The sequence below is a fragment of the Azonexus sp. IMCC34842 genome (assembly GCF_050368855.1).
In the GTDB taxonomy this organism is placed as follows: Bacteria; Pseudomonadota; Gammaproteobacteria; order Burkholderiales; family Rhodocyclaceae; genus Azonexus; species Azonexus denitrificans_A.
The window spans coordinates 1289074-1309866 of sequence record NZ_CP178449.1 but is presented as its reverse complement, the minus strand read 5'-3'; the positions used below and the strand labels follow the sequence as shown (position 1 = coordinate 1309866).

General features: G+C 59.2%; 25 protein-coding genes and 2 tRNA genes. 10 read left to right on the top strand and 17 right to left on the bottom strand.

The features are described from left to right. Positions 1–29: 29 nt before the first annotated feature. From ACLIKD_RS06220 to ACLIKD_RS06180, 9 genes are all read right to left on the bottom strand, one after another. Complete coding sequence (locus ACLIKD_RS06220) at positions 30–407, bottom strand: MerR family transcriptional regulator (protein WP_428827603.1); 378 nt, start codon at positions 405–407, stop codon at positions 30–32. Beyond that, positions 391–699 carry an integration host factor subunit alpha gene (locus ACLIKD_RS06215; RefSeq protein WP_226419889.1) on the bottom strand — a complete coding sequence of 103 codons (309 nt, stop codon included), beginning with the start codon at positions 697–699 and terminating at the stop codon, positions 391–393. Before ACLIKD_RS06215 ends, ACLIKD_RS06220 begins: the two co-directional genes overlap by 17 nt. An 8-nt stretch (positions 700–707) precedes the next feature. After that, positions 708–3083, bottom strand: coding sequence for a phenylalanine--tRNA ligase subunit beta (pheT, locus tag ACLIKD_RS06210; protein ID WP_428827602.1), 2376 nt, complete (start codon positions 3081–3083; stop codon positions 708–710). Beyond that, on the bottom strand, positions 3080–4126 hold the full coding sequence (gene pheS, locus ACLIKD_RS06205; protein WP_428827601.1) for a phenylalanine--tRNA ligase subunit alpha: 1047 nt from the start codon (positions 4124–4126) through the stop codon (positions 3080–3082). The genes pheT and pheS overlap by 4 nt, the downstream gene beginning before the upstream one ends. 93 nt (positions 4127–4219) lie before the next feature. Beyond that, complete coding sequence (gene rplT, locus ACLIKD_RS06200) at positions 4220–4579, bottom strand: 50S ribosomal protein L20 (protein WP_226419436.1); 360 nt, start codon at positions 4577–4579, stop codon at positions 4220–4222. An 11-nt stretch (positions 4580–4590) separates the two neighbouring features. Then, positions 4591–4788, bottom strand: a complete 198-nt coding sequence (gene rpmI, locus ACLIKD_RS06195; protein WP_226419435.1) for a 50S ribosomal protein L35 — start codon at positions 4786–4788, stop codon at positions 4591–4593. An 83-nt stretch (positions 4789–4871) separates the two neighbouring features. After that, positions 4872–5357, bottom strand: coding sequence for a translation initiation factor IF-3 (gene infC / locus ACLIKD_RS06190; protein WP_428827600.1), 486 nt, complete (start codon positions 5355–5357; stop codon positions 4872–4874). A 68-nt stretch (positions 5358–5425) separates the two neighbouring features. Further along, a complete protein-coding gene (gene thrS / locus ACLIKD_RS06185) occupies positions 5426–7342 on the bottom strand; it encodes a threonine--tRNA ligase (RefSeq protein WP_428827599.1) in 1917 nt (638 codons plus the stop codon). A gap of 131 nt (positions 7343–7473) precedes the next feature. Continuing rightward, positions 7474–7550 (bottom strand) — tRNA-Val (locus tag ACLIKD_RS06180). Positions 7551–7876: 326 nt separating this feature from the next. On the opposite strand from ACLIKD_RS06180, the gene ACLIKD_RS06175 reads away from it, so the two are divergent. Together ACLIKD_RS06175 and ACLIKD_RS06170 are read left to right on the top strand one after the other, a co-directional pair. Then, a complete protein-coding gene (locus tag ACLIKD_RS06175) occupies positions 7877–8077 on the top strand; it encodes a SlyX family protein (protein ID WP_226419432.1) in 201 nt (66 codons plus the stop codon). Between the two features lie 15 nt (positions 8078–8092). Then, complete coding sequence (locus ACLIKD_RS06170) at positions 8093–9118, top strand: DHHA1 domain-containing protein (protein ID WP_428827598.1); 1026 nt, start codon at positions 8093–8095, stop codon at positions 9116–9118. Here ACLIKD_RS06170 and ACLIKD_RS06165 read toward each other — a convergent pair. The 4 genes from ACLIKD_RS06165 to ACLIKD_RS06150 form a co-directional block, all read right to left on the bottom strand. After that, positions 9115–9429: a DUF805 domain-containing protein gene (locus ACLIKD_RS06165; protein ID WP_428827597.1), complete on the bottom strand. Its 315-nt coding sequence runs from the start codon at positions 9427–9429 to the stop codon at positions 9115–9117. The two genes, ACLIKD_RS06170 and ACLIKD_RS06165, sit on opposite strands and share 4 nt — an antisense overlap. Positions 9430–9438: 9 nt before the next feature. Beyond that, positions 9439–9675 (bottom strand): hypothetical protein, encoded by a 237-nt coding sequence (locus ACLIKD_RS06160; protein ID WP_428827596.1) that lies wholly within the window; start codon positions 9673–9675, stop codon positions 9439–9441. Positions 9676–9813: 138 nt separating this feature from the next. Continuing rightward, positions 9814–10026 carry a hypothetical protein gene (locus ACLIKD_RS06155; RefSeq protein ID WP_226419428.1) on the bottom strand — a complete coding sequence of 71 codons (213 nt, stop codon included), beginning with the start codon at positions 10024–10026 and terminating at the stop codon, positions 9814–9816. Between the two features lie 146 nt (positions 10027–10172). Beyond that, positions 10173–10257 (bottom strand) — tRNA-Leu (locus ACLIKD_RS06150). Between the two features lie 53 nt (positions 10258–10310). Between ACLIKD_RS06150 and hpnC the strand changes: the two genes are divergently transcribed. From hpnC to hpnE, 3 genes are read left to right on the top strand one after another with little or no spacing between them, the layout of a single operon-like run. Continuing rightward, positions 10311–11120 (top strand): squalene synthase HpnC, encoded by an 810-nt coding sequence (hpnC, locus tag ACLIKD_RS06145; RefSeq protein WP_428827595.1) that lies wholly within the window; start codon positions 10311–10313, stop codon positions 11118–11120. Positions 11121–11124: 4 nt separating this feature from the next. Beyond that, positions 11125–11958: a presqualene diphosphate synthase HpnD gene (gene hpnD / locus ACLIKD_RS06140; protein WP_428827594.1), complete on the top strand. Its 834-nt coding sequence runs from the start codon at positions 11125–11127 to the stop codon at positions 11956–11958. Next, entirely contained in the window at positions 11955–13184 is a 1230-nt protein-coding gene (gene hpnE, locus ACLIKD_RS06135) for a hydroxysqualene dehydroxylase HpnE (protein WP_428827593.1), read from the top strand. The genes hpnD and hpnE overlap by 4 nt, the downstream gene beginning before the upstream one ends. On the opposite strand, the gene ACLIKD_RS06130 is transcribed toward hpnE, so the two are convergent. Further along, a complete protein-coding gene (locus tag ACLIKD_RS06130; RefSeq protein WP_428827592.1) occupies positions 13163–13834 on the bottom strand; it encodes an ABC transporter ATP-binding protein in 672 nt (223 codons plus the stop codon). The two genes, hpnE and ACLIKD_RS06130, sit on opposite strands and share 22 nt — an antisense overlap. Between ACLIKD_RS06130 and ACLIKD_RS06125 the strand changes: the two genes are divergently transcribed. Together ACLIKD_RS06125 and mnmH are read left to right on the top strand one after the other, a co-directional pair. Then, a complete protein-coding gene (locus tag ACLIKD_RS06125; RefSeq protein ID WP_428827591.1) occupies positions 13833–14435 on the top strand; it encodes an arylesterase in 603 nt (200 codons plus the stop codon). The two genes, ACLIKD_RS06130 and ACLIKD_RS06125, sit on opposite strands and share 2 nt — an antisense overlap. A gap of 4 nt (positions 14436–14439) precedes the next feature. Then, positions 14440–15501 (top strand): tRNA 2-selenouridine(34) synthase MnmH, encoded by a 1062-nt coding sequence (gene mnmH / locus ACLIKD_RS06120; RefSeq protein ID WP_428827590.1) that lies wholly within the window; start codon positions 14440–14442, stop codon positions 15499–15501. Here mnmH and ACLIKD_RS06115 read toward each other — a convergent pair. After that, positions 15474–15983: a class I SAM-dependent methyltransferase gene (locus ACLIKD_RS06115; RefSeq protein ID WP_428827589.1), complete on the bottom strand. Its 510-nt coding sequence runs from the start codon at positions 15981–15983 to the stop codon at positions 15474–15476. The genes mnmH and ACLIKD_RS06115 overlap by 28 nt on opposite strands. Before the next feature lie 28 nt (positions 15984–16011). Between ACLIKD_RS06115 and ACLIKD_RS06110 the strand changes: the two genes are divergently transcribed. Together ACLIKD_RS06110 and ACLIKD_RS06105 are read left to right on the top strand one after the other, a co-directional pair. After that, a complete protein-coding gene (locus ACLIKD_RS06110; protein ID WP_428827588.1) occupies positions 16012–16425 on the top strand; it encodes an OsmC family protein in 414 nt (137 codons plus the stop codon). Positions 16426–16506: 81 nt separating this feature from the next. Next, positions 16507–19203: a bifunctional acetate--CoA ligase family protein/GNAT family N-acetyltransferase gene (locus ACLIKD_RS06105; protein ID WP_226419419.1), complete on the top strand. Its 2697-nt coding sequence runs from the start codon at positions 16507–16509 to the stop codon at positions 19201–19203. A gap of 93 nt (positions 19204–19296) precedes the next feature. Here the strand turns inward: ACLIKD_RS06105 and ACLIKD_RS06100 are convergent, their stop codons facing one another. Both ACLIKD_RS06100 and ACLIKD_RS06095 read right to left on the bottom strand, forming a co-directional pair. Continuing rightward, positions 19297–19506 carry a DUF3460 family protein gene (locus tag ACLIKD_RS06100; protein WP_428827587.1) on the bottom strand — a complete coding sequence of 70 codons (210 nt, stop codon included), beginning with the start codon at positions 19504–19506 and terminating at the stop codon, positions 19297–19299. Between the two features lie 49 nt (positions 19507–19555). After that, entirely contained in the window at positions 19556–19789 is a 234-nt protein-coding gene (locus tag ACLIKD_RS06095; protein WP_226419417.1) for a DUF3567 family protein, read from the bottom strand. A gap of 257 nt (positions 19790–20046) precedes the next feature. Between ACLIKD_RS06095 and rquA the strand changes: the two genes are divergently transcribed. Next, positions 20047–20787 carry a rhodoquinone biosynthesis methyltransferase RquA gene (rquA, locus tag ACLIKD_RS06090; protein ID WP_428827586.1) on the top strand — a complete coding sequence of 247 codons (741 nt, stop codon included), beginning with the start codon at positions 20047–20049 and terminating at the stop codon, positions 20785–20787. Positions 20788–20793: the final 6 nt, after the last annotated feature.

Sequence of the window (20793 nt, the reverse complement as noted above, 5' to 3'; positions counted from 1 at the left end):
CCAACTATTATACCCGAAAACTTGAAGATTCAAAGACGCAATAGATCGATAATCGAATTCAATTCACCGCGCAGACCACCAGCCATTTTCGATGCATCCGGCCGGTCGACTACAGCAGCCTCAAGAGGCCCACCTTCATCCAGCCGATTACGTGCGCCACTGATGGTAAATCCCTGATTGTAAAGAAGCTCACGAATTCGACGCACCAATAGCACTTCATGATGCTGGTAATAACGACGGTTACCACGTCGCTTGACCGGCTTAAGCTGGTTGAATTCCTGCTCCCAGTAGCGCAACACGTGCGGCTTGACGCCACACAACTCGCTGACTTCACCGATGGTGAAGTAGCGCTTGGCGGGGATGGGCGGCAGTTCTTCGCCGGGAAAGGATTTAAGCCGCGGTTCCATCGAATGCGAGCTCGACATCTGACTTCAGCTTCTGACTGGCATGAAAAGTCACCACGCGGCGTGCCGTAATGGGGATTTCCTGCCCGGTTTTTGGGTTACGCCCTGGACGCTGCGGCTTGTCTCGAAGTTGAAAGTTACCGAAACCGGACAGCTTTACACCATCACCAATTTCCAGAGCATTGCGAATTTCTTCGAAAAAAGCCTCGACCATGTCCTTGGCCTCACGCTTGTTGAGACCAACCCTCTCAAACAAGAGATCGGCGAGTTCGGCTTTGGTGAGCGTCATCGTTATTTTTTCCATCAGGCACGCAGTTGAGCACCGAACGCCTGTTCGAGACAGGACACCAGTTGCTGCATAGCAGCATCAACTTCCGAATCTAGCAAAGTGCGTTGAGTATCTTGCATAACTATACGAAACGCAAGACTTTTCTTGTTTTCAGCGACCCCTTTACCGGCATAAATATCGAACAGTTGAACGTCCTTTACCAGGTCGGGCAACTGCTTACTCAACCCATCCAGCAAGGTCTGCAGAGAAAGCCCTTGATCAACCACAATGGCCATATCGCGGATCACTGATGGAAATTTTGACACCTCGCAATAAGCCGGGACTTTAGCTGCCGTAACCGCAGCGAAATCAACCTCAAAGACAACTGGTGCCTGCGGGAGATCGTATTTCTGTACCCACTCCGGATGCAACTCGCCGATACAGCCGATCACCTGGCCACCAAGCAATATCGTCGCGGCACGCCCCGGATGCAACGCCGGATGCACGAGCTTCTCAAAACGTAATTGCGCAGGCGCAAGGAGCGCCTCAAGATCGCCTTTCAGGTCATAGAAATCAACCTTGCGCGCCCCACCACCCCAACCATCCGGCAAGGCACCGCCGTAGGCCAGACCAGCAAGCTTCCATGGCTGGTAAAAACCTTCGACCGGCGAACCCTGGACATCGCGTTGGAATGTACGCCCCGCTTCAAAGAGGCGCACCCGACTCTGCTTGCGCTTGAGATTGGTGATCAGGTTTGAAATCAGCCCGCCGATCAGCGTCGAGCGCATCACGGCCATCTGGCTGGCGATCGGATTGGCCAGGCGAACAGGATCGCTATTGGCAGCAAAATCCTTTTCCCAAGCCTCCTCGACGAAAGCGTAATTGACCACTTCCTGATAGCCACGATCAACCAGTAACTGGCGAATACGCGCTTGTGGCCGCTGCGCCTCGGGCTGAACCATCATTTCCAGATTGCCGCGCGGCGCCGGGGCCGGAATGTTGTCGTAGCCATGCAGACGGGCGATTTCCTCGATCAGGTCTTCCTCGATCTGAATGTCGAAACGCCAAGTTGGAGGCGTTACCAGAAAGTCCTCCCCCTCACGAACAAATGGCAAACCCAGACCCGTGAACAAGGCGGCAATCTGCTCGGCCGTAAAAACCATGCCGATAACCCTGGACGCACGCGCCGTGCGCAAGCGAACCGGTTGACGAGCCGGCATTTCCGCCCTTGCTTCGACGACGGAACCGGCAGCACCTCCGCAGATATCGAGGATCAGGCGGGTTGCACGCTCGATAGCGCGGCGCGTACCGCCAAAATCGACCCCTCGCTCAAAGCGATGCGAGGCGTCCGAGGCAAAGCCGTAACGGCGAGCGCGGCCAGCAATGGCTTTCGGAGCAAAGTATGCGGACTCGAGGAAAAGCTCACTGGTTTCCAGCGTGATGCCACTTTCCTCCCCCCCCATGATACCGGCCATAGCCAGCACCGAGGACTCGTCGGCGATCACCAGTATGTCGCTATCGATATCGATAGTCTGCTCATTGAGCAACAACAGCTTTTCAGCCGGTTCCGCCATGCGGGCATGAACGGCGCCGTTGAGCTTCGTATTATCGAAGGCATGCAACGGTTGGCCGAGTTCAAGCATCACATAGTTGGTCACATCGACCAAGGCCGAAATTGAACGAATACCACTACGCTCGAGACGGCGCTTCATCCATTCCGGGGTCGGCGCCTTGGCATCGACCCCCTTGATGATGCGACCACAATAGAGCGGGCAGGCAGTCGGAGCGTCAAGCACGACGTCACGCCGGTCGGCAATAGTTGCGGCGACTTCGGGCACCTCGACAAATTTGACCTGAGCCCCAGCGATAGCTGCCACCTCACGCGCCACGCCGGTTAATGAGAGACAGTCGGCACGGTTCGGCGTCAGCTTCAGCGTAAACAACTGGTCATCGAGATCAAGGTATTGGCGGATCGACAGCCCAATCGGCGCATCGCCCGGCAAAACGAGCAGCCCGGAAGCCTCTTCGGCAATACCAAGCTCCTTGGCGGAACAGAGCATGCCGGAAGACTCGATGCCGCGGACCTTGGCGATCTTGATGGTGAAATCGCCAGGCAATTTGGCGCCAGGCAGGGCACAGGGGACACGCAGGCCAACGGCGACATTCGGTGCTCCGCAGACAATGGTCGTCGGTTCGCCGCGGCCGGTGTCGACCTTGCATACGTTCAAACGATCGGCATCCGGATGCTTGACGACTTCCTGCACCAGAGCAACAACGACATCATTGAATTGCGGGGCGACCGGCTCCAGTTCCTCGACTTCGAGGCCGGCCATGGTCAGCAAATGGGAAAGTTCCTCGCTCGACAACTTGGTGTCGACAAGGGTACGCAACCACGATTCGGAGAATTTCATGCGAATTGCCTCAGGAAACGGAGGTCGCCTTCAAAGAACAGGCGCAGGTCATTAACGCCATAACGCAGCATGGTCAGCCGGTCCGGCCCCATGCCGAAGGCGAAACCGGTGTATTTTTCCGGATCGATACCGGCTATGCGCAAGACATCAGGATGCACCATGCCGCAACCGGCAATTTCCAGCCAGCGACCTTCAAGCGGCCCGCTCATGAAGGCGACATCGATTTCGGCGGACGGCTCGGTAAACGGGAAAAAAGACGGGCGGAAGCGGACCTTGAGATCGTCGCTCTCGAAAAAGCTGCGCAGAAAATCAGCGATCACGCCCTTCAGATCGGCAAAGGAAACGCCCTCGCCAACCCACAAGCCTTCAACCTGATGAAACATCGGCGAGTGCGTCGCATCGGAATCGACACGATAGACGCGCCCCGGCGCGATGATGCGAATCTCGGGCATGCTTTCCAAATGACGATACTTGGCGACATGCGCCTGCATGTAGCGCGCCTGGACCGGACTGGTATGAGTGCGCAGCAGCACCTTGTCGGCAACCGTACCGTCTGGATTCTGCAGGTAAAAAGTATCGTGCATCGAACGCGCCGGGTGATCCTCGGGCGTATTCAAGGCCGTGAAATTAAAAAAGTCTTCCTCGATCTCGGGGCCATCGGCCACTTCGAAACCAATGGAGCGAAATAGGGACTCGATGCGTTCCAGCGTCCGCGTCACCGGATGCAAGCCACCGCGCGCTTCAGCGCGACCAGGCAGCGTGACATCCAACGCCTCTTCAGCCAGACGGGCGTCTAGCGCTGCTTTGCGGATCGCCTCCCGGCGCTCGTTAAGCGCATTCTCAACGGCGGTCTTGGCGACGTTAATCGCAGCACCGGCAGTTTTCTTCTCATCCGGCGGCAACTTGCTCAAGCCCTTGAGAAGTTCGGTGATCTGCCCGCTTTTGCCGAGGAAACGGGCTTTTACCTGTTCCAGTGCATCCGGGTCAGCAATGGCAGCGAACGCCGTCCGGGCTTCGCTAACGATTTGATCGAGATTATCCATAAACGTCCACCAACAAAACCACCAACAAAACCACCAACAAAACCACCAACAAAAAAGGAGGCTTACGCCTCCTTTTTTTAATTACGCTTTCGCTCAGGCGCCGAGCTGTGCCTTGGCCTTATTGGCCAGAGCAGCAAAAGCCGGCTGATCGAAAACAGCCAGATCGGCCAGAACCTTGCGGTCGACTTCGATGTTGGCCTTCTTCAGGCCGTTCATGAAGGTGCTGTACTTCATGCCCAGCTCACGAGCTGCGGCGTTGATACGGGCAATCCACAATGCGCGGAACTGGCGTTTGCGTTGGCGACGGTCACGGTACTGGTATTGACCGGCCTTCATCACCGCCTGTTTGGCAACGCGATAGACGTTCTTGCGACGACCGCGGTAACCCTTGGCCTGAACCAGAATCTTCTTGTGACGGGCGCGAGCTGTTACACCACGTTTAACTCTAGGCATCTTCTATCTCCTTACGCGTAGGGCAACATGGCACGAACGGAAGCTGTATCGCGCTCGTGAACAGCAACTGCACCGCGCAGATGACGTTTGACCTTGGTGGTCTTCTTGGTCAGGATGTGACGCTTGAAAGCCTGGCCGCGCTTGATGCTACCGCCTGCGCGAACCGAAAAGCGCTTTTTAGCACCGCTCTTGGTCTTCATTTTGGGCATTTTCTGCTCCTTAATGACATGCCGTCAGGTGGTCCCCGGCGGGAACACTTTCACTACCCGAAAGCACTTATAAAAACTGGGTATTACGGTTGTTTCTTCTTCGCCGGTGCGATGATCATGATCATCTGACGACCTTCCATCTTCGGCATCTGCTCAACCTGACCAACAGCTTCGAGGTCGGTCTTGATCCGTTCCAACTGGCGCATACCAAACTCCTGGTGCGCCATTTCACGCCCCCGGAAGCGCAGGGTCACTTTGACCTTGTCTTCTTCTTCCAGGAAACGCGTCATGTTCCTGAGCTTGATCTGGTAATCGTTTTCGTCAGTACCGGGGCGCAGTTTTACTTCCTTGACCTGCACCTGCTTCTGCTTCAACTTGGCCTCATGAGCGCGCTTTTGCTCTTGGTACTTGAACTTGCCGTAGTCCATGACCCGGCAGACAGGTGGCTTGGCCAGCGGCGCGATCTCAACCAGATCGACCCCTGCTTCTTCAGCCAACTGCAGTGCAGCACGGATGCTCATCACACCCAACTGTTCACCTTCCAAACCCTGGAGACGAATCTCCGGCACCGTGATTTCTTCGTTGAGGCGATGCGCCTTGTTCTGAGCTATGGTAAAACCCCCGAAAACGTCAATAATTAAGCCGTGCCACTACGCGCCGCAACTTCGCCTTGAAGTTGCCCGATCAGTTCATCCACAGACATCTGTCCGAGATCCTGACCACCGCGAGTACGCACGGCCACCAGTCCGTCCGCCTTTTCCTTATCACCCACAACGAGCTGATAAGGCAGCCGGTTCAAGCTATGTTCGCGGATTTTATAGGTAATTTTCTCATTGCGCAAATCCGCCTCAGCCCGAAAGCCCGCCTGATGTAGCCTTTGCGCCACTTCCGCCGCGTAATCGGCCTGTTTCTCGGAAATATTCAGGACAACAACCTGCGTCGGCGCCAACCACAAAGGCAGCGCACCAGCGAAGTTCTCAATCAGTATCCCGATAAATCGCTCCAGCGAACCGAGAATGGCTCGGTGCAGCATGACCGGAACCTTGCGCTCGTCATTGCCGTCAACATATTCGGCACCGAGACGCCCCGGCATCGAAAAGTCGACCTGCATCGTGCCGCACTGCCAAGAACGACCAATGGCGTCCTTGATGTGAAATTCGATCTTCGGACCATAAAAAGCCCCCTCGCCCGGCAGCTCCGTCCACTCCAGGCCGGACGCGCGCAATCCGCCGCGCAATGCGTCTTCCGCCTTATCCCAAACATCATCAGAGCCAACACGACTATCGGGACGCAGCGCCAACTTGACAGCCACATCGTTGAAACCGAAATCGGCGTAAACTTTTTTGACCAGCGCATTGAAGGCGGTCACCTCGGCTTCGATCTGGTCTTCGGTACAGAAGATGTGACCATCATCCTGCACAAAGCCGCGCACACGCATCAGACCATGCAGCGCACCCGCCGGCTCGTTACGATGGCAAGAGCCGAATTCGCCATAGCGCAACGGCAGTTCGCGATACGAGCGCAGACCGGCGTTGAACACCTGAACATGCCCCGGACAATTCATCGGCTTAACCGCGTAGTCGCGACTCTCCGAGGCTGTCGTGAACATGTTGTCCTTGTAATGTTCCCAGTGACCGGACTTTTCCCACAGCGATTTGTCGAGAATCTGCGGACAACGCACTTCCTGATAGCCGTTATTACGATAGACGGCACGCATGTAGCTTTCGATTTCCTGCCAGATCGCCCAACCCTTCGGGTGCCAGAAAACCAGACCCGGTGCTTCGTCCTGCATATGGAACAAATCGAACTGCTTGCCCAAACGACGATGGTCGCGCTTTTCAGCCTCTTCCAGCATGTGCAGGTAGGCATCGAGATCTTCCTTCTTGGCCCAGGCCGTGCCGTAAATGCGCTGCAACTGTTCGTTGCGATGATCGCCACGCCAGTAGGCGCCAGCCACCTTCATCAGCTTGAAGACTTTCAGCTTGGCCGTGGTCGGCACGTGCGGACCACGACAAAGGTCGATGAAATCACCTTCGCGATACAGCGAAACCTGCTGATCGGCCGGAATGGCACCAATCAGCTCGGCTTTGTATTTTTCACCCTGATCCAGGAAAAATTTTACGGCATCGTCACGCACCCAGACTTCGCGGCTAATCGGAATATCCTGCTTGGCCAACTCGGCCATCCGTTTTTCGATGGCCGCCAGATCTTCCGGCGTGAATGGCCGCTTGTAGGCAAAATCGTAATAAAAGCCGTTTTCAATGGTCGGCCCAATGGTTACCTGCGCCTCGGGAAACAAGGACTTCACTGCATAGGCCAGCAAGTGAGCCGTCGAATGACGGATGACTTCCAGACCATCGGGATCACGCTCGGTAACAATGGCAAGATCTGCGTCCTGCTCAATTCGGAACGAGGTATCGACCAGCCGGCCATCGACCTTGCCGGCCAACGCGGCACGCGCCAGCCCGGCACCTATACTGGCCGCAACCTCGGCAATGGTAACCGGTTGCTCGAAGGAACGAATGGAACCATCAGGCAGTTTGATATCAGGCATGGCGGATCTCTGGGCAAAAAAAAAGTGCGGCTGAGCCGCACTTTTTTAGTTCAAACGAAAGCTGACTCGACTAGTATTTCTGAACTGCAGTGCGAGTTCGGAAAATCATCAATTTAGCTCCGTTAGGAATTTGGTAGGCGGTATTGGAATCGAACCAACGACCTCCACGATGTCAACGTGGCGCTCTAACCAACTGAGCTAACCGCCTAAAGAAGGCCGCATTATAGACTCTGTAAAAAAGCTGTCAAGGGATTTTTAGAAAAACTGCTGACGATGACCGCAAACAGGGCATCTACAGATACAAAACCAAAGGCTAGTGCGCCGGGACAGGCGCAGGCATACAAAGTAAGATTCGTGCTTGCACGGAGGAAACAAGGATGAGTGATGGATGGATTGCTTTCGGGATCATTGTGATCTTCATGGTTGGAGCAGCGCTTCCGCTGCTGCGCAAAAATCACCCTTCGAACACCCCGCCACCGACACCCAAGGAAACGCTCCGCGACTGGCGAAATGAGAAATAAAAGGATGAACACAGTGGAATCACGCCTGACCGATATTGAAATCAAGATCAGCTACACCGAAGACATGGTGGATGAACTGAATCGCACCATTTTCCGCCAGCAGCAACAGATAGACCGGCTGATCACCGAATTCCGTGCTTTGCGCGAGCAGGTGCAGAGCGCCGCGCCAACCGAGCAACGCAGCCTGCGCGACGATCTGCCTCCACATTACTGAAATCAGGATCAGCCAATGCCCTCGGTTACCGTTCTTTATCACGCTGACTGCATTGACGGCTTCGGCTCAGCCTATGCGGCGTGGCGGCAATTTGGCGCAAAGGCGATCTATCGTCCATTGCATCATGGCGAAGACTGGGACATCAACGCGATCGCTGGTCACCAGGTATTCATCCTCGATTTTTCTTTTGCCCCGGACACCCTCGAAGCAATGGCCGCAACGGCCGAGTCAGTGACGCAAATCGACCATCACGCCTCAGCCCGCCAGGCCTGGGGCGACCGCCTGCCAGACGAAACAACGGGCCTCGTTACCTACCGCCCCCCGAAACTGCCGTTGACCGTCATCTTCGATCTGCAAAAATCGGGGGCCAGGCTCACTTGGGAGCATTTTCACCCGGGCCAGCCAGTACCGCTGGCCCTGCAGCACATCGAGGATCAGGACCTGTGGCGCTTTGCACTACCCGGCACTCGTCCCTTTTGCCGCGCCCTGCGCCTGTTGCCTTTCGATTTTTCGGCCTGGGACGAACTGATTGGTCAAACGCGAACCGCAGAAACAAAACGCTACAGCGAAATACTTGCCAACGGCCAGGCCATCGAAGTGTTTTTTCAGAACGAAGTCGAACGACTGGCAGACAGCGACCTGCGCATGCCGGCCCGCTTGCGCGGCGAGCCGGTCGATGCGCTGCAAGCACAGCGCCATGGTCAGGCCATCATCGCAGACGGCGATCTGGCCTGGCTGGCGGCCAGCGGTATCGCAATCAACGGTAACGTCTTGTTCGCCTCGGAACTAGGCAATCGACTGGCCGAACAAAGCGCCAGCTTCGGCTTGGTCTGGCAATTGGCCGCCAATGGCGAAGTCAAAGCCTCGCTACGCTCGAAGGGAAACTTTGATGTGGCGGCAATAGCAGTCCGCTACGGTGGCGGCGGTCACCGGAACGCCTCAGGTTTCCGGATGGCGCACGAAAAGTTCATGCAGGAAGTACTCGGACTAAACCAACCAAAACCAGGCGCCCAGCAGACCGACTATCACGAAGCAGATTAGAACCGGTTTGGTTCTTTGCCTTCCTGGATGGCCCAATAAACCAATATGGCCCAACCAAGCAATGGAATGAAATAGAGCAACTGCAGCCATCCGCTCTTGTCGATATCGTGCAATCGCCGCGCCCCTACGGCCAGCCCCGGCAGCATCACCGCCAGAGAAAGAAGCGCAGACAGCTTGTCGCTAACGATACCGGTGGCCACCGTCACCAAAAATACAAACAGAACCCACCACCAGTATTCCGACCGCGAGGCACGTCCCGAAAAATCCGCATATTTCGAGAAGCAGGTCTGGATAGATTCGCCGAACGTCATCTGCAACCCCTAGTAGCCGTCACGTACACGGTCAAACACTTCAGCAGCCTGATCGAGCAGATAGTCGTTGGTGTTTGTCACCTTGGCAACTGACCCGAAATATTTTTCGAACTCGGCAGCCGAAATCTCCGCTTCAGCGGCAGTCGGCAACCGGCGCTCTGCATGCCGACGCCGTTCGATACCGCCCCTGGGCGGGCCAGAGTCACGCTGCCGACGATCCGATGGTGTTCTACGTTCGACGCTCATGGTTAGCTTTCCATTGGTTATGACCGAAACATAGACCGTGGCAGGAAAACTTGCAATATAACCAAGACGATATTCGCCCAATCCGGATTACGCAGACAGGGGAAGGTCGGCTCACTACAGAAGTCTTTTGCAGCCTGCCTAGCCGCCCGACTTCACTTTCCTCCAGCCCCTGGCCTCCATGCAGGCGTGCATCTTCCGAACATTCGCATTGGTCACCATGCCATCGGCGCCCGAGTAGGCCTGCAACTTGCAGTATTTTTCGTCAACGTCGTAGTCGCCACCCGGCTTTTCCCAATGCCAGGAAGCACAGCCGGCAGTCAAGCCGGCAAGGAGGATGAGAGCGTATTTCATCGGGCGGATTTTACGATGCAATCGATTGATACATGCTCAACATGACGCATCCAAGCGCCGGAGGGGGCCCGCCGAGCTGATATGGCAGGAAACGGAAGCCAAAAACAAAAAAGGCTTTCATCGCTGAAAGCCTTGTCTGCATTTGATGGTGCCCAGGAAGGGACTCGAACCCCCACACCTTTCGGCGCCAGAACCTAAATCTGGTGCGTCTACCAATTTCGCCACCTGGGCAGGCGGCGCGCATTCTACCACTCTCCGCGCATCCCCCCTATACTTGCCGCCCCATGCCCGTCGACCACTACGAAAACTTTCCGGTTGCCTCCCTGCTCGTGCCGTCCAGACTGCGCCGGCCGATTGAGGTCATCTACCATTTTGCACGCAGCGCCGACGATATTGCCGACGAAGGCGATGCCACACCGGATGAGCGCTTGGCCAGCCTGGCCGCGTACCAGGCGGAACTCGACCGGGTCGCGGCCGGCAGCGCGCCGCAAACGCCACTTTTTACCGAGCTGGCCGAGGTCGTTCGCCAGCATGCCCTGCCGATCCAGTTGCTCCGCGACCTGCTTGATGCCTTTGCCCAGGATGTGGTCAAGAAGCGCTACGCCGATTATCCGGAACTGCTCGACTACTGCCGTCGTTCGGCCAACCCGGTCGGCCGGCTGGTGCTGCACCTGTTCGGCCGCACCGAGCCGGAACATCTGGAGCAGTCGGACTGCATCTGCACGGCGTTGCAACTGATCAACTTCTGGCAGGATGTTGTAGTCGACTGGCAAAAAGACCGGGTTTACATTCCGCAGACCGATTTCCCGCACTTCAGGATCAGCGAGGCCGACATCGCCGCCGGCCGCTGGTCGGCCAACTGGGCGGCCCTGATCGATTTTGAAATGGACCGGGCACGGACCCTGATGCGGCGCGGTGCCCCGCTCGTACACGCCCTGCCCGGCCGGCTCGGCTGGGAAATCCGCCTGACCATCCAGGGCGGCCTGCGCATCCTTGAACGCCTGCGCCAGGTACGCGGCGATGTTTTTGAGCGCCGCCCCAAGCTCGGCAAATGGGACTGGCTGGTTCTCGCCGGCCGTTCCCTTACAATGTGACCCCATGAATCCCGACCAATACTGCCAGGAGAAGTGCGCCGCCAGCGGCTCCTCCTTCTATTACAGCTTCCTTTTCCTGCCGGCCGAGCGCCGGCGCGCCATCATGGCCCTCTACGCCTTCTGTCGCGAGGTCGATGACGTGGTCGACGAATGCCACGACGTGTCTCTGGCCTCGACCAAACTGACCTGGTGGCGCCAGGAGATTGAACGAGTTGCCGAAGGCCAGCCGCAGCACCCGGTCGGCCTGGCGCTGAAAGGCGTCAGCGGCCAGTTCAACCTGCCGAAAGAACAGTTGCTGGAAATCATCGACGGCATGGAGATGGACCTGCAACAGTCGCGCTATCTCGACTTCAAGGGACTGTCGCTCTACTGTTACCGGGTGGCCAGTGTCGTCGGCCTGCTCGCCGCCGAAATCTTCGGCTTCCAGGACCGGCAGACGCAGAAATACGCGCACGATCTGGGCATGGCCTTCCAGCTCACCAACATCATTCGCGACATCGGTGAAGATGCCCGGCGTGGCCGCATCTACATCCCGATGGACGAGCTGAAACAGTTCAACGTGCCGGCCGCCGACATCCTGAATGCCAAGTATTCGGACAACTTCACGGCACTGATGAAGTTCCAGACCGAGCGCGCCGAGAAATATTACGAGCAGGCTTTTGCCCAGTTGCCGGCCGTCGACCGCAAGAGCCAGCGCCCAGGGCTGATCATGGCGGCGATCTACCGGACGCTGCTCGATGAAATCAAGCGCGAGAATTTCCAGGTTCTGCACCAACGCATCGCGCTGACACCGGTCCGCAAAATCTGGATTGCTTGGAAAACTTGGGCTTTCGCGTGAAAGTTGCCGTCATCGGCGGCGGCTGGGCGGGGATCGCCGCCGCCGTTGAACTGACGGCGGCCGGCGCCCAAACCACCCTGTTCGAAGCCAGCCGCGTTCTTGGCGGTCGCGCCCGGGCAATCAGCGTCGACGGCCGCCGGCTGGATAACGGCCAGCACATCCTGCTCGGCGCCTACAGCCAGACATTGGCCCTGATGCGCCGGGTCGGCGCCGACCCGGCGCAGCTCTTCGACCGCCGTCCGCTACAGGTCGTCGACAACACCGGTTTCCGCCTTGCACTACCCAAGCTGCCGGCGCCGTTCAATGTCGCCTGGGGATTGCTGAGCGCCGACGGCGTCGGTCTAGGCGAAAAGCTGAAGACCGCGCTATGGATGGATGGCATCAAGCGCCAGGGCTTTCAGCTACCGGCCGACACCACGGTCGCCAACTGGCTCGACGCCGCCGGCCAGACTGGCCGCTTGCGCCGCCACCTCTGGGAGCCGCTCTGTCTGGCCGCCTTGAACGTTCCGGCCGAACGCGCCTCGGCGCAATTGTTCGCCAACGTGCTGCGCGACAGCTTGGGCAGTTCGCAGCGGGAAGCTACCGACCTGTTGTTGCCACGCGTCGATTTGGGTCGCTTGCTACCGGAACCGGCGGCACACTGGCTGACCGGGCAAGGCGCCGAACTTCGCATGGGCACCCGGGTAAGGCAGCTCGCCGCCGACGAAAACGGCATCGCGATCGATGGCGAACACTTCGCGGCCGCGATTCTCGCCACCGCCCCCCAACACGCCACGCAGTTGTGGCCAGCATTGCAACTCGCTTACGCCTACGAACCGATTGCGACGGTGTATCTCCAGTTCGCGGCAACCACCAGCCAATCTTTTCCGCTACGCAATCTGCTTGGCCAACATGGCCAGTGGGTGGTCGACCGTGGCGACGGCCTGCTCGCCTGCGTATTGAGCGGACATGGCGAGTGGGAAAAGTTCAGCGATGCGGAACTGGCGGCAACCCTGGAAGCCGAACTCGGTTGTGCCGAGAACGCCACGTGGCGCCAGGTCGTCCGGGAAAAGCGCGCGACCTTCTCAGCGCAGCCCGGCCTCCGCCGCCCGGGCTGCGCCACCGCGCAACCACAGCTGTTTCTGGCCGGCGATTACACTTGGGCCGACTATCCGGCGACGCTCGAAGGTGCCGTGCGCAGCGGCCTGCGCGCCGCCCGCCTGGCTTACACCAGGCGCCCGGAATGAATGCGCAGCGTCCGCCCGCAGCGCGCGGCAATGGCCTCGTCGTGGGTAACCAGAATCAGTGTCGTGCCCTGCCTGGCGTTCAGGTCGAACATCAGGTCAATAATCTGCTGGCCGGTCGCCGCGTCAAGATTACCGGTCGGCTCGTCGGCCAGTACCAGCCGTGGCGCGGGCGCGAACGCCCGGGCCAGCGCCACGCGCTGCTGTTCGCCACCGGACAGGTGCTTCGGGTAGTGCTTCAGACGATGCTCGAGGCCAACCCGCTCCAGCCAGCCACGAGCCGTTGCCAGCGCAGTTTTCTGGCCGGCCAGTTCGAGCGGCAGCATGACGTTTTCCAGCGCATTGAGCGAAGGCAACAACTGGAAAGACTGAAAAACGAACCCCAGCAACTTGCCGCGCTGCCGGGCCCGGTCATCTTCGTCCAGGGCAGCCAGCGATACGCCGTCCAGGCGGATTTCGCCGGCACTCGGCACATCCAGCCCGGCCAGCAAGCCAAGTAGCGTAGACTTGCCTGACCCCGAGGCACCGACGATGGCTACCGTTTCGCCCGGCATCACCGAAAACGAAATATCCTGCAGAATTGTCAGCGGCTCGCCGCCGCTATCGACGGTTTTACCCAGATTTATGACATCAACGACCGGTTTCTCTGCCATGCGGCTTGCTCTCTTCCTGTTTGCCCTGCTCTTTTCCAGCGCCCCGGCTTTTGCCGCCAAGACCATCCTGGTCATGGGCGATTCGCTCTCGGCGGGCTACGGCATCCGCCCAGAACAGGCCTGGCCGGCGCTGCTGGCCAAGCGGCTGCACGAAAAACGCCTCGATTATAGCGTCGCCAACCTTTCCATCTCCGGCGAAACCACGGCCGGCGGGCGCTCGCGCCTCAACGCAGCGCTCCGCCAGCACAAGCCGGCGGTCATCGTTATCGCTCTCGGCGCGAACGACGGCCTGCGCGGTCTGCCACTACCGCAGATGCGCGACAACCTGAACGCCATGGTCGATGCGGCACGCGCCAGCGGCGCCAAGGTCTTGCTCGCCGGCATGCGCCTGCCCCCCAACTACGGCCCGTATGCGACGGAATTCCTCGCCAGTTTTACCGACATCGCCCGCAACAAGAAAACGGGCTTGCTCGAATTTCTGCTGGAGCCGGTTGCCACCCGGCCCGAGCTTTTTCAAGCCGACGCCCTGCATCCGACCGCCGAAGCGCAGCCGCTGATTCTCGATCACGTCTGGTCATCCCTGGCCCCGCTACTGAAATAAGCCCATGAAACAACACCGCCCGACCATTGCCGACCTTGCCGCCTACGATGAAATCATCGATGTCCGCTCGCCTGCCGAATTCGCCGAAGACCACATCCCTGGCGCCATCAACTGCCCGGTGCTCGACGATGCCCAGCGCGCCGAAGTCGGAACCATTTATAAACAGGTTTCACCCTTCGAAGCGAAAAAAATCGGCGCGGCGCTGGTTGCCGAGAACATCGCCCACCATCTGCGCGAACGCTTTCTCGACCGTCCGAAGACCTGGAAACCCCTGATCTACTGCTGGCGCGGCGGCGACCGCAGCGGCTCGATGATGACCATTTTCCGCGCCATCGGCTGGCAAGCCGGGCAACTGGATGGCGGCTACAAGGCCTGGCGGACGCACGTCATGGCTCGCCTACAGGAACTGCCGCCGCAGTTCCGCTTCAGGGTCGTTTCCGGCCCCACCGGCAGCGCCAAGACCCGCATCCTGCAAGGCATCGAGGAATTGGGCGAGCAGGTGCTCGATCTCGAAACGCTGGCCAGCCACAAGGGATCGGTGCTCGGCGTACTGCCCGGGCAGCCGCAGCCGAGCCAGAAAGGCTTCGAAACGATGCTGCTCGGCAAGATGCAGACCTTCACGCCGGACCGCCCGATCTACGTTGAAGCGGAGAGCCGCAAGATCGGCAACCTGCACGTACCGGATGCCCTGATCGAGCGCATCCGCAATGGCGAATGCCTGAACGTGGATGCCAGCCTCGACGCCCGCGTCGACTTCCTGCTCAAGGACTACGACTACTTCCTGACCCTGCCGGAATTCCTGATGAGTCGGTTGGATGCCTTGCGCAGCCTACAAAGCCGCGAAACCCTGGGGCGCTGGCAGCAACTGATTCATGACCAGCAATGGCCGACCCTGGTCCGCGAACTGCTCGAACTGCATTACGACCCTCTGTACCGACGTTCCCAGAACACCAACTACAGCGGCATGGCGACGCTGCAGAATTTCACCACGGATGACCTGACACCGACCGGCATCGCCCGACTGGCCAGCGCCATCGCTCAGTCGCGAACGGCGCAGATGGCCTGACGCATGGCTGGCTTCGGGTTGGCCGTGTAGCCTTCCGCAAAGGCAATTTCGCGCAGACCGGCGGTCACCACGACGGCGCGCAACTCGCCGGGCTGCAGCAGAAAATCCGGATTGGACGGCTTGCCGTAGGCTTCGTTGCCGAGCATGAAGGTTTCGTAAATCAACACCCCGCCGGGCGCCAACAGGGCCAGCAGTTCAGGCAGACGCAGCCGCCACAGGTAATTGGTGACGACGACCCCGGCGAAACGCTGCCCGGCCAACGGCCAGTGCTCGCCTTCGAGATCAAGGCAAGCGGTCACAATGCCGGGAATACCCTGCAGCCGAGAAAGCGCTTCCGCATCACGATCCACCGCAAGAACCGAGTGCCCCCGGGCGGCCAGCAGGCGCGCGTGACGACCGCTGCCACAGGCCAGATCGAGAACCGTCCCGCCTTCCCGAATGTCTTCGATATGACACTCCACCCAAGGCGAAGAGGGTATCATTTGCGTCATTTCTTTGATGGAACCAGTTATGTCGGGCATCGTCGTCGTAGCGGAAAATGGTAAGGGAAGATACCAGCAGGAAGTCATCGCCGGCCAGCACCATCTGCTCGCCGACGAACCGGAAAGCGTCGGCGGTGCCGATGCCGGCCCGGCGCCCTTCGATCTGTTGATGGCGGCCCTCGGCAGTTGTACCTCGATGACCTTGCGCATGTATGCCGAGCGCAAAGAACTGCCGGTGCTCAGGATCAGCGTGACCCTGAGTCATGAAAAACTGGAAATCGATGGCAGCCTGCGCGACCGGATCAACCGGACCATCACGCTGGAGGGCGACCTGAGCGCCGAGCAGCGTCAGCGGATGCTCGACATCGCCAACAAATGCCCTATTCATCGCGCTCTCAGCCAGCCCTTGCTGATCGCCAGCCAGCTCGCCGAACAGCCTTAACCCTACGATTTTCAAGGCTAATATTTGGCGCTTTATGTTAGAATTGTGCACTGCACAATAACATTGTAATAGAGGCTCGACATGTTGGAACAGCACTATCTAACCTCGCTTTTCGAACCGAAATCGGTTGCTGTAATCGGCGCCTCCGACCGCGAAAACTCGGTCGGCAACATCATATTCAAGAACATCCTCAGCTCGGGCTACAAGGGCCGGCTGTACGCCATCAATCCCAAGCACGAAACGATTCAAGGCCAGCCGGCCTACAAGTCGATCGAGGAAATCGGCGCCCGCGTCGAAATGGCGGTGATTGCCACCCGCCCGCAGACCGTGCCGCAGTTGATCGAGCAATGCGGCCGGAGCGGCGTACGCAACGTCATCGTCATTTCCGCCGGCTTTTCCGAAGCTGGCCATATCGGCGCAGCGCTCGAGCGCAAGGTGCTGGAAATCGCCCGCTCCTACAACGTGCGTATCCTCGGCCCCAACTGCCTCGGCATCATCCGCCCGGAACTGGGCCTGAACGCGACGTTCACCAAAACGACAGCCGCCCCGGGCAATCTCGCCCTCGTCTCGCAATCCGGCGCGATGTGTTCGGCCGTACTCGACTGGGCCAAGTCGAATCAGGTGGGCTTCTCGTCGGTCATCTCGATCGGCATGACGGCCGACGTCGATTTCGGCGAAATCCTCGACTACCTGATTTACGACAGCCGTACCCACTACATCCTGATGTACGTCGAAGGCATTCGCAACGCCCGCCGCTTCATGAGCGCCCTGCGTTCCGCCGCGCGCATCAAGCCGATCATCCTGCTCAAGGCCGGCCGGCACGAAGCGGGCGCCATGGCCACCGCGACGCACTCCGGCATGGCCGCCGTCTCCGACACTGTCTTTGATGCCGCCGTGCGCCGCGCTGGCGTCGTCCGCGTCCAGAACGTCGGCCAGCTGTTCTATGCGGCTAAAGCGCTCGCTTCCAAGTTCCGCCCGCTCGGCAACCGTCTGGCCATCATTACCAACGGCGGCGGACCGGGCGCCATGGCGGCCGACCGGGCCGGCGATCTGGGCATCCCGCTGGCAGAGCTGTCGAACGAGACGATGGCCGTACTCAACAAGACGATGCCGACCAGCTGGTCACACAGCAACCCCATCGACATTGGCGGGGATGCCACGCCGGAGCGCTACCGCGACGCCATCCTGGCGGTCACCCACGATCCGAACGTCGACAGCACGCTGGTGATGCTTTCACCGCAGGCGATGACCGACCCGATGGGCGTCGCCCAGGCGATCATCGAAGTGGCCGACAAACTGAACCGCTCGATCATCTGTTGCTGGATGGGTGAAGAACAGGTCGCCAGTTCGCGCAAGCTGCTCGAAGATGCCGGCATCCCGGCCTTCCGCATGCCGGAAACCGCGATCGAGCTGTTCCACCACATTTCCAAGTACTACCGCAACCAGAAGCTGCTGCTGCAAACGCCGGAACCGACCCGCCAGCACGGCCGGCCGGAAGCCGAAGGGGCCAAGATGCTGATCGAGGCCCTGCTCGCCGAACGGCGCAAGGTGCTCTCCGAGATGGAATCGAAGGCCATCCTGCGCGCCTTCAAGGTGCCGGTCGCCCAGACCATGGTCGCCCGCACGGCAACGGAAGCGTTGCTGCTGGCCGAACAGATCGGTTTCCCGGTGGCGATGAAAGTCGACTCGCCGGAGCTCCAGCACAAGTCCGATGCCGGCGGTGTCCGGCTGAATATCGGCAACGCGCCGGCCGTCCGTAATGCCTATCACGACATTATCGAGACCGTGCAGAAGCGCCATCCGAACATCAAGATCAACGGCGTCTCGATCGAACCCTTCCTGTCGCATCCGAATGGTCGCGAGCTGATGATCGGCGTCTTCCGCGACCCCATTTTCGGGCCGGTGATCACCTTTGGTGCCGGTGGCTTCGATGTCGAAATCTTCAGCGACCGCTCGGTCGCCCTGCCGCCGCTCAACAAGTTCCTGGCCAAGGACCTGATCGACTCGACGCGCGCCTCGAAGATCCTCGATCAATTCCACAACATGCCGCCGGTCGACCGCGAGGCGATCAAGGAAGTCCTGCTCTGCATCTCCGAAATGGTCTGCGAACTGCCGTGGATCATGGAAATGGACCTCAACCCGCTGATCGTGGACGAAAACGGCGCAATCGCCGCCGACGCCCGGATCGTCATCGACCATGCGGCCAATGCCAGTGGCGACCGCTACGCCCATATGGCCATCTATCCCTACCCGGTGCATCTGATCCAGGAATGGCAGATGAACGATGGCAAGGTCGTCACCATCCGCCCGATCCGTCCGGAAGACGCCGACCTGGAGCAGGAATTCGTCAAGAACATGTCCGACGAATCACGCTACTACCGCTTCATGGATACGCTGCGTGAACTGACCCAGACCATGCTGGTCCGCTTCACCCAGATCGACTACGACCGCGAAATGGCGCTAGTTGCGACGATGACCAACGATGAAGGCAAGGAAACCCAGATCGGCGTCGCGCGTTATGTCGGCAATCCGGATGGCGAATCGGTCGAGTTCGCGCTGGCCGTCGGCGACAACTTCCAGAAGTCCGGCGTCGGCCGCAAGCTGATGACGGCACTGATCGAGTGCGCCCGGATGAAGGGCTATCGCGCCGTGGTCGGCGACGTGTTGTCGACCAACAGCAAGATGTTCCGCCTGATGACCAGCCTTGGCTTCACCATCCACCCGCACCCGGAAGACACCGCCGTCAAACGCGTCGTCAAGCCGCTGACCGGTACTTGAGCAGGATTTTCGCCAGGCCCGGCCTGGCGAAGGCAAGAAAAAAGCCGATCAACATGATCGGCTTTTTTATCGGGTTCGGAATCCGTTTGGCGATTATTCGCCGAAGAAATTCACGTCGTACGGATACGGCTTCTGTGCCACCTTGGACTCGGCATTGCGCAGGCTGCTATCGACATCCTGCTTCTTGTCCCACCACAGGGCGCGACCGACTTTCTGATCTTCGACCCAGGCCGGGTTCTTTTCCAGTTGTTCGTTGATCCACTTCGTGTGATCCGACACGTAGCTCGTATTTACGTCACCCATTTGGCTGTTTTCCCAAGGCTAATCAAGACAATGCCGCGATTCTAGCACGTCAATGGATGACGATGGGCCGGGCGGCATCGGTGCAATAGGCGTCGAGGAAGGCGTCGATACTTTCGTCGTCGCGCTCATTTTCCGGAATCGCTTCCATCGCATGCCGGAAGTGCCAGGCTGAGGCTCCTTGCAGAAAGAGCGTGCGCATGTATTCCTTGTCGAGCAACTCGAACCCCTGTTGCGCGGGGTAGGCGAGGACCCAGAAGTGATCGCTGCTATAGATGACGTTCATCGCACACCTCCAAAAGTAACTGCTTGCAAGTTTGTTTACGGCCTGTCAGAGGCTTACTTGAGGCGGCGGCAACTGGCCTAATGCCGGGCGACGGTGTAAGTTACGCCAAGGTGACGCTGCCAACCGGCCACCAGCCGCGCCAAGACGAGCAGCGACCCGACGGAGGGAAGGAGCGCCCGCAGGATCACGGCCACGGTTGCAGAGCTGTCATCCATTTTCATTTCATCTGAATTGGCGATCCGCGAAACATTCCTGCCATGCCCCCCAGTGCTCCATCCCTTGCTGCCCATTTGCCTCTCGAACAACCACCGGGAGCGACGCCGGCCCCACCGGCCATTCCCGATTATCTACAGGACGTTTACTGGTGGGCTTATCTGCACCCCAACGGCGTCCGCCTCTTTGAGCGCCAGTGGCTGGTCAACCTGATCCTGTGGGGCAACTTCAGTCGCCTGCGCGATGCGGCGCTGGCCGAATTCGGCACCGCGATCAATCAGCGCATCCTGCAGATCGCCTGCGTCTATGGCGACTTCACCCAGCGCATTGCCGCCCGACTCGGCGCGCAAGGCACGCTCGACGTCGTCGATGTCGCGCCGATCCAGCTCGCCAACCTGCGCCGCAAACTGCCGCCCGACCCGCGCATCCACCTGCATCAGCAGGACGCCAGCGCCCTGCACTTTGCCGATGCCAGCTTTGACGCAACACTGCTGTTCTTTCTGCTGCACGAGCAACCGGCAGCGGTGCGCCGGGCGACGCTGGCCGAAGCGCTGCGCGTTACCCGGCCGGGCGGCAAGATCGTCATTGTCGATTACCACAAGCCGAGCCCCGGCAACCCGCTGCGTTATCTGATGACCGGCGTGCTGAAGGCCCTTGAGCCATTCGCACTGGATCTCTGGGAGCAGGAAATCGCGACTTACCTGCCCGCCGACTCAGCGCTCGTTGCGCTAGCCAAATCCACGTCGTTTGGCGGGCTGTACCAGAAAGTCGTCATCAGCCTCTGAAGGCGA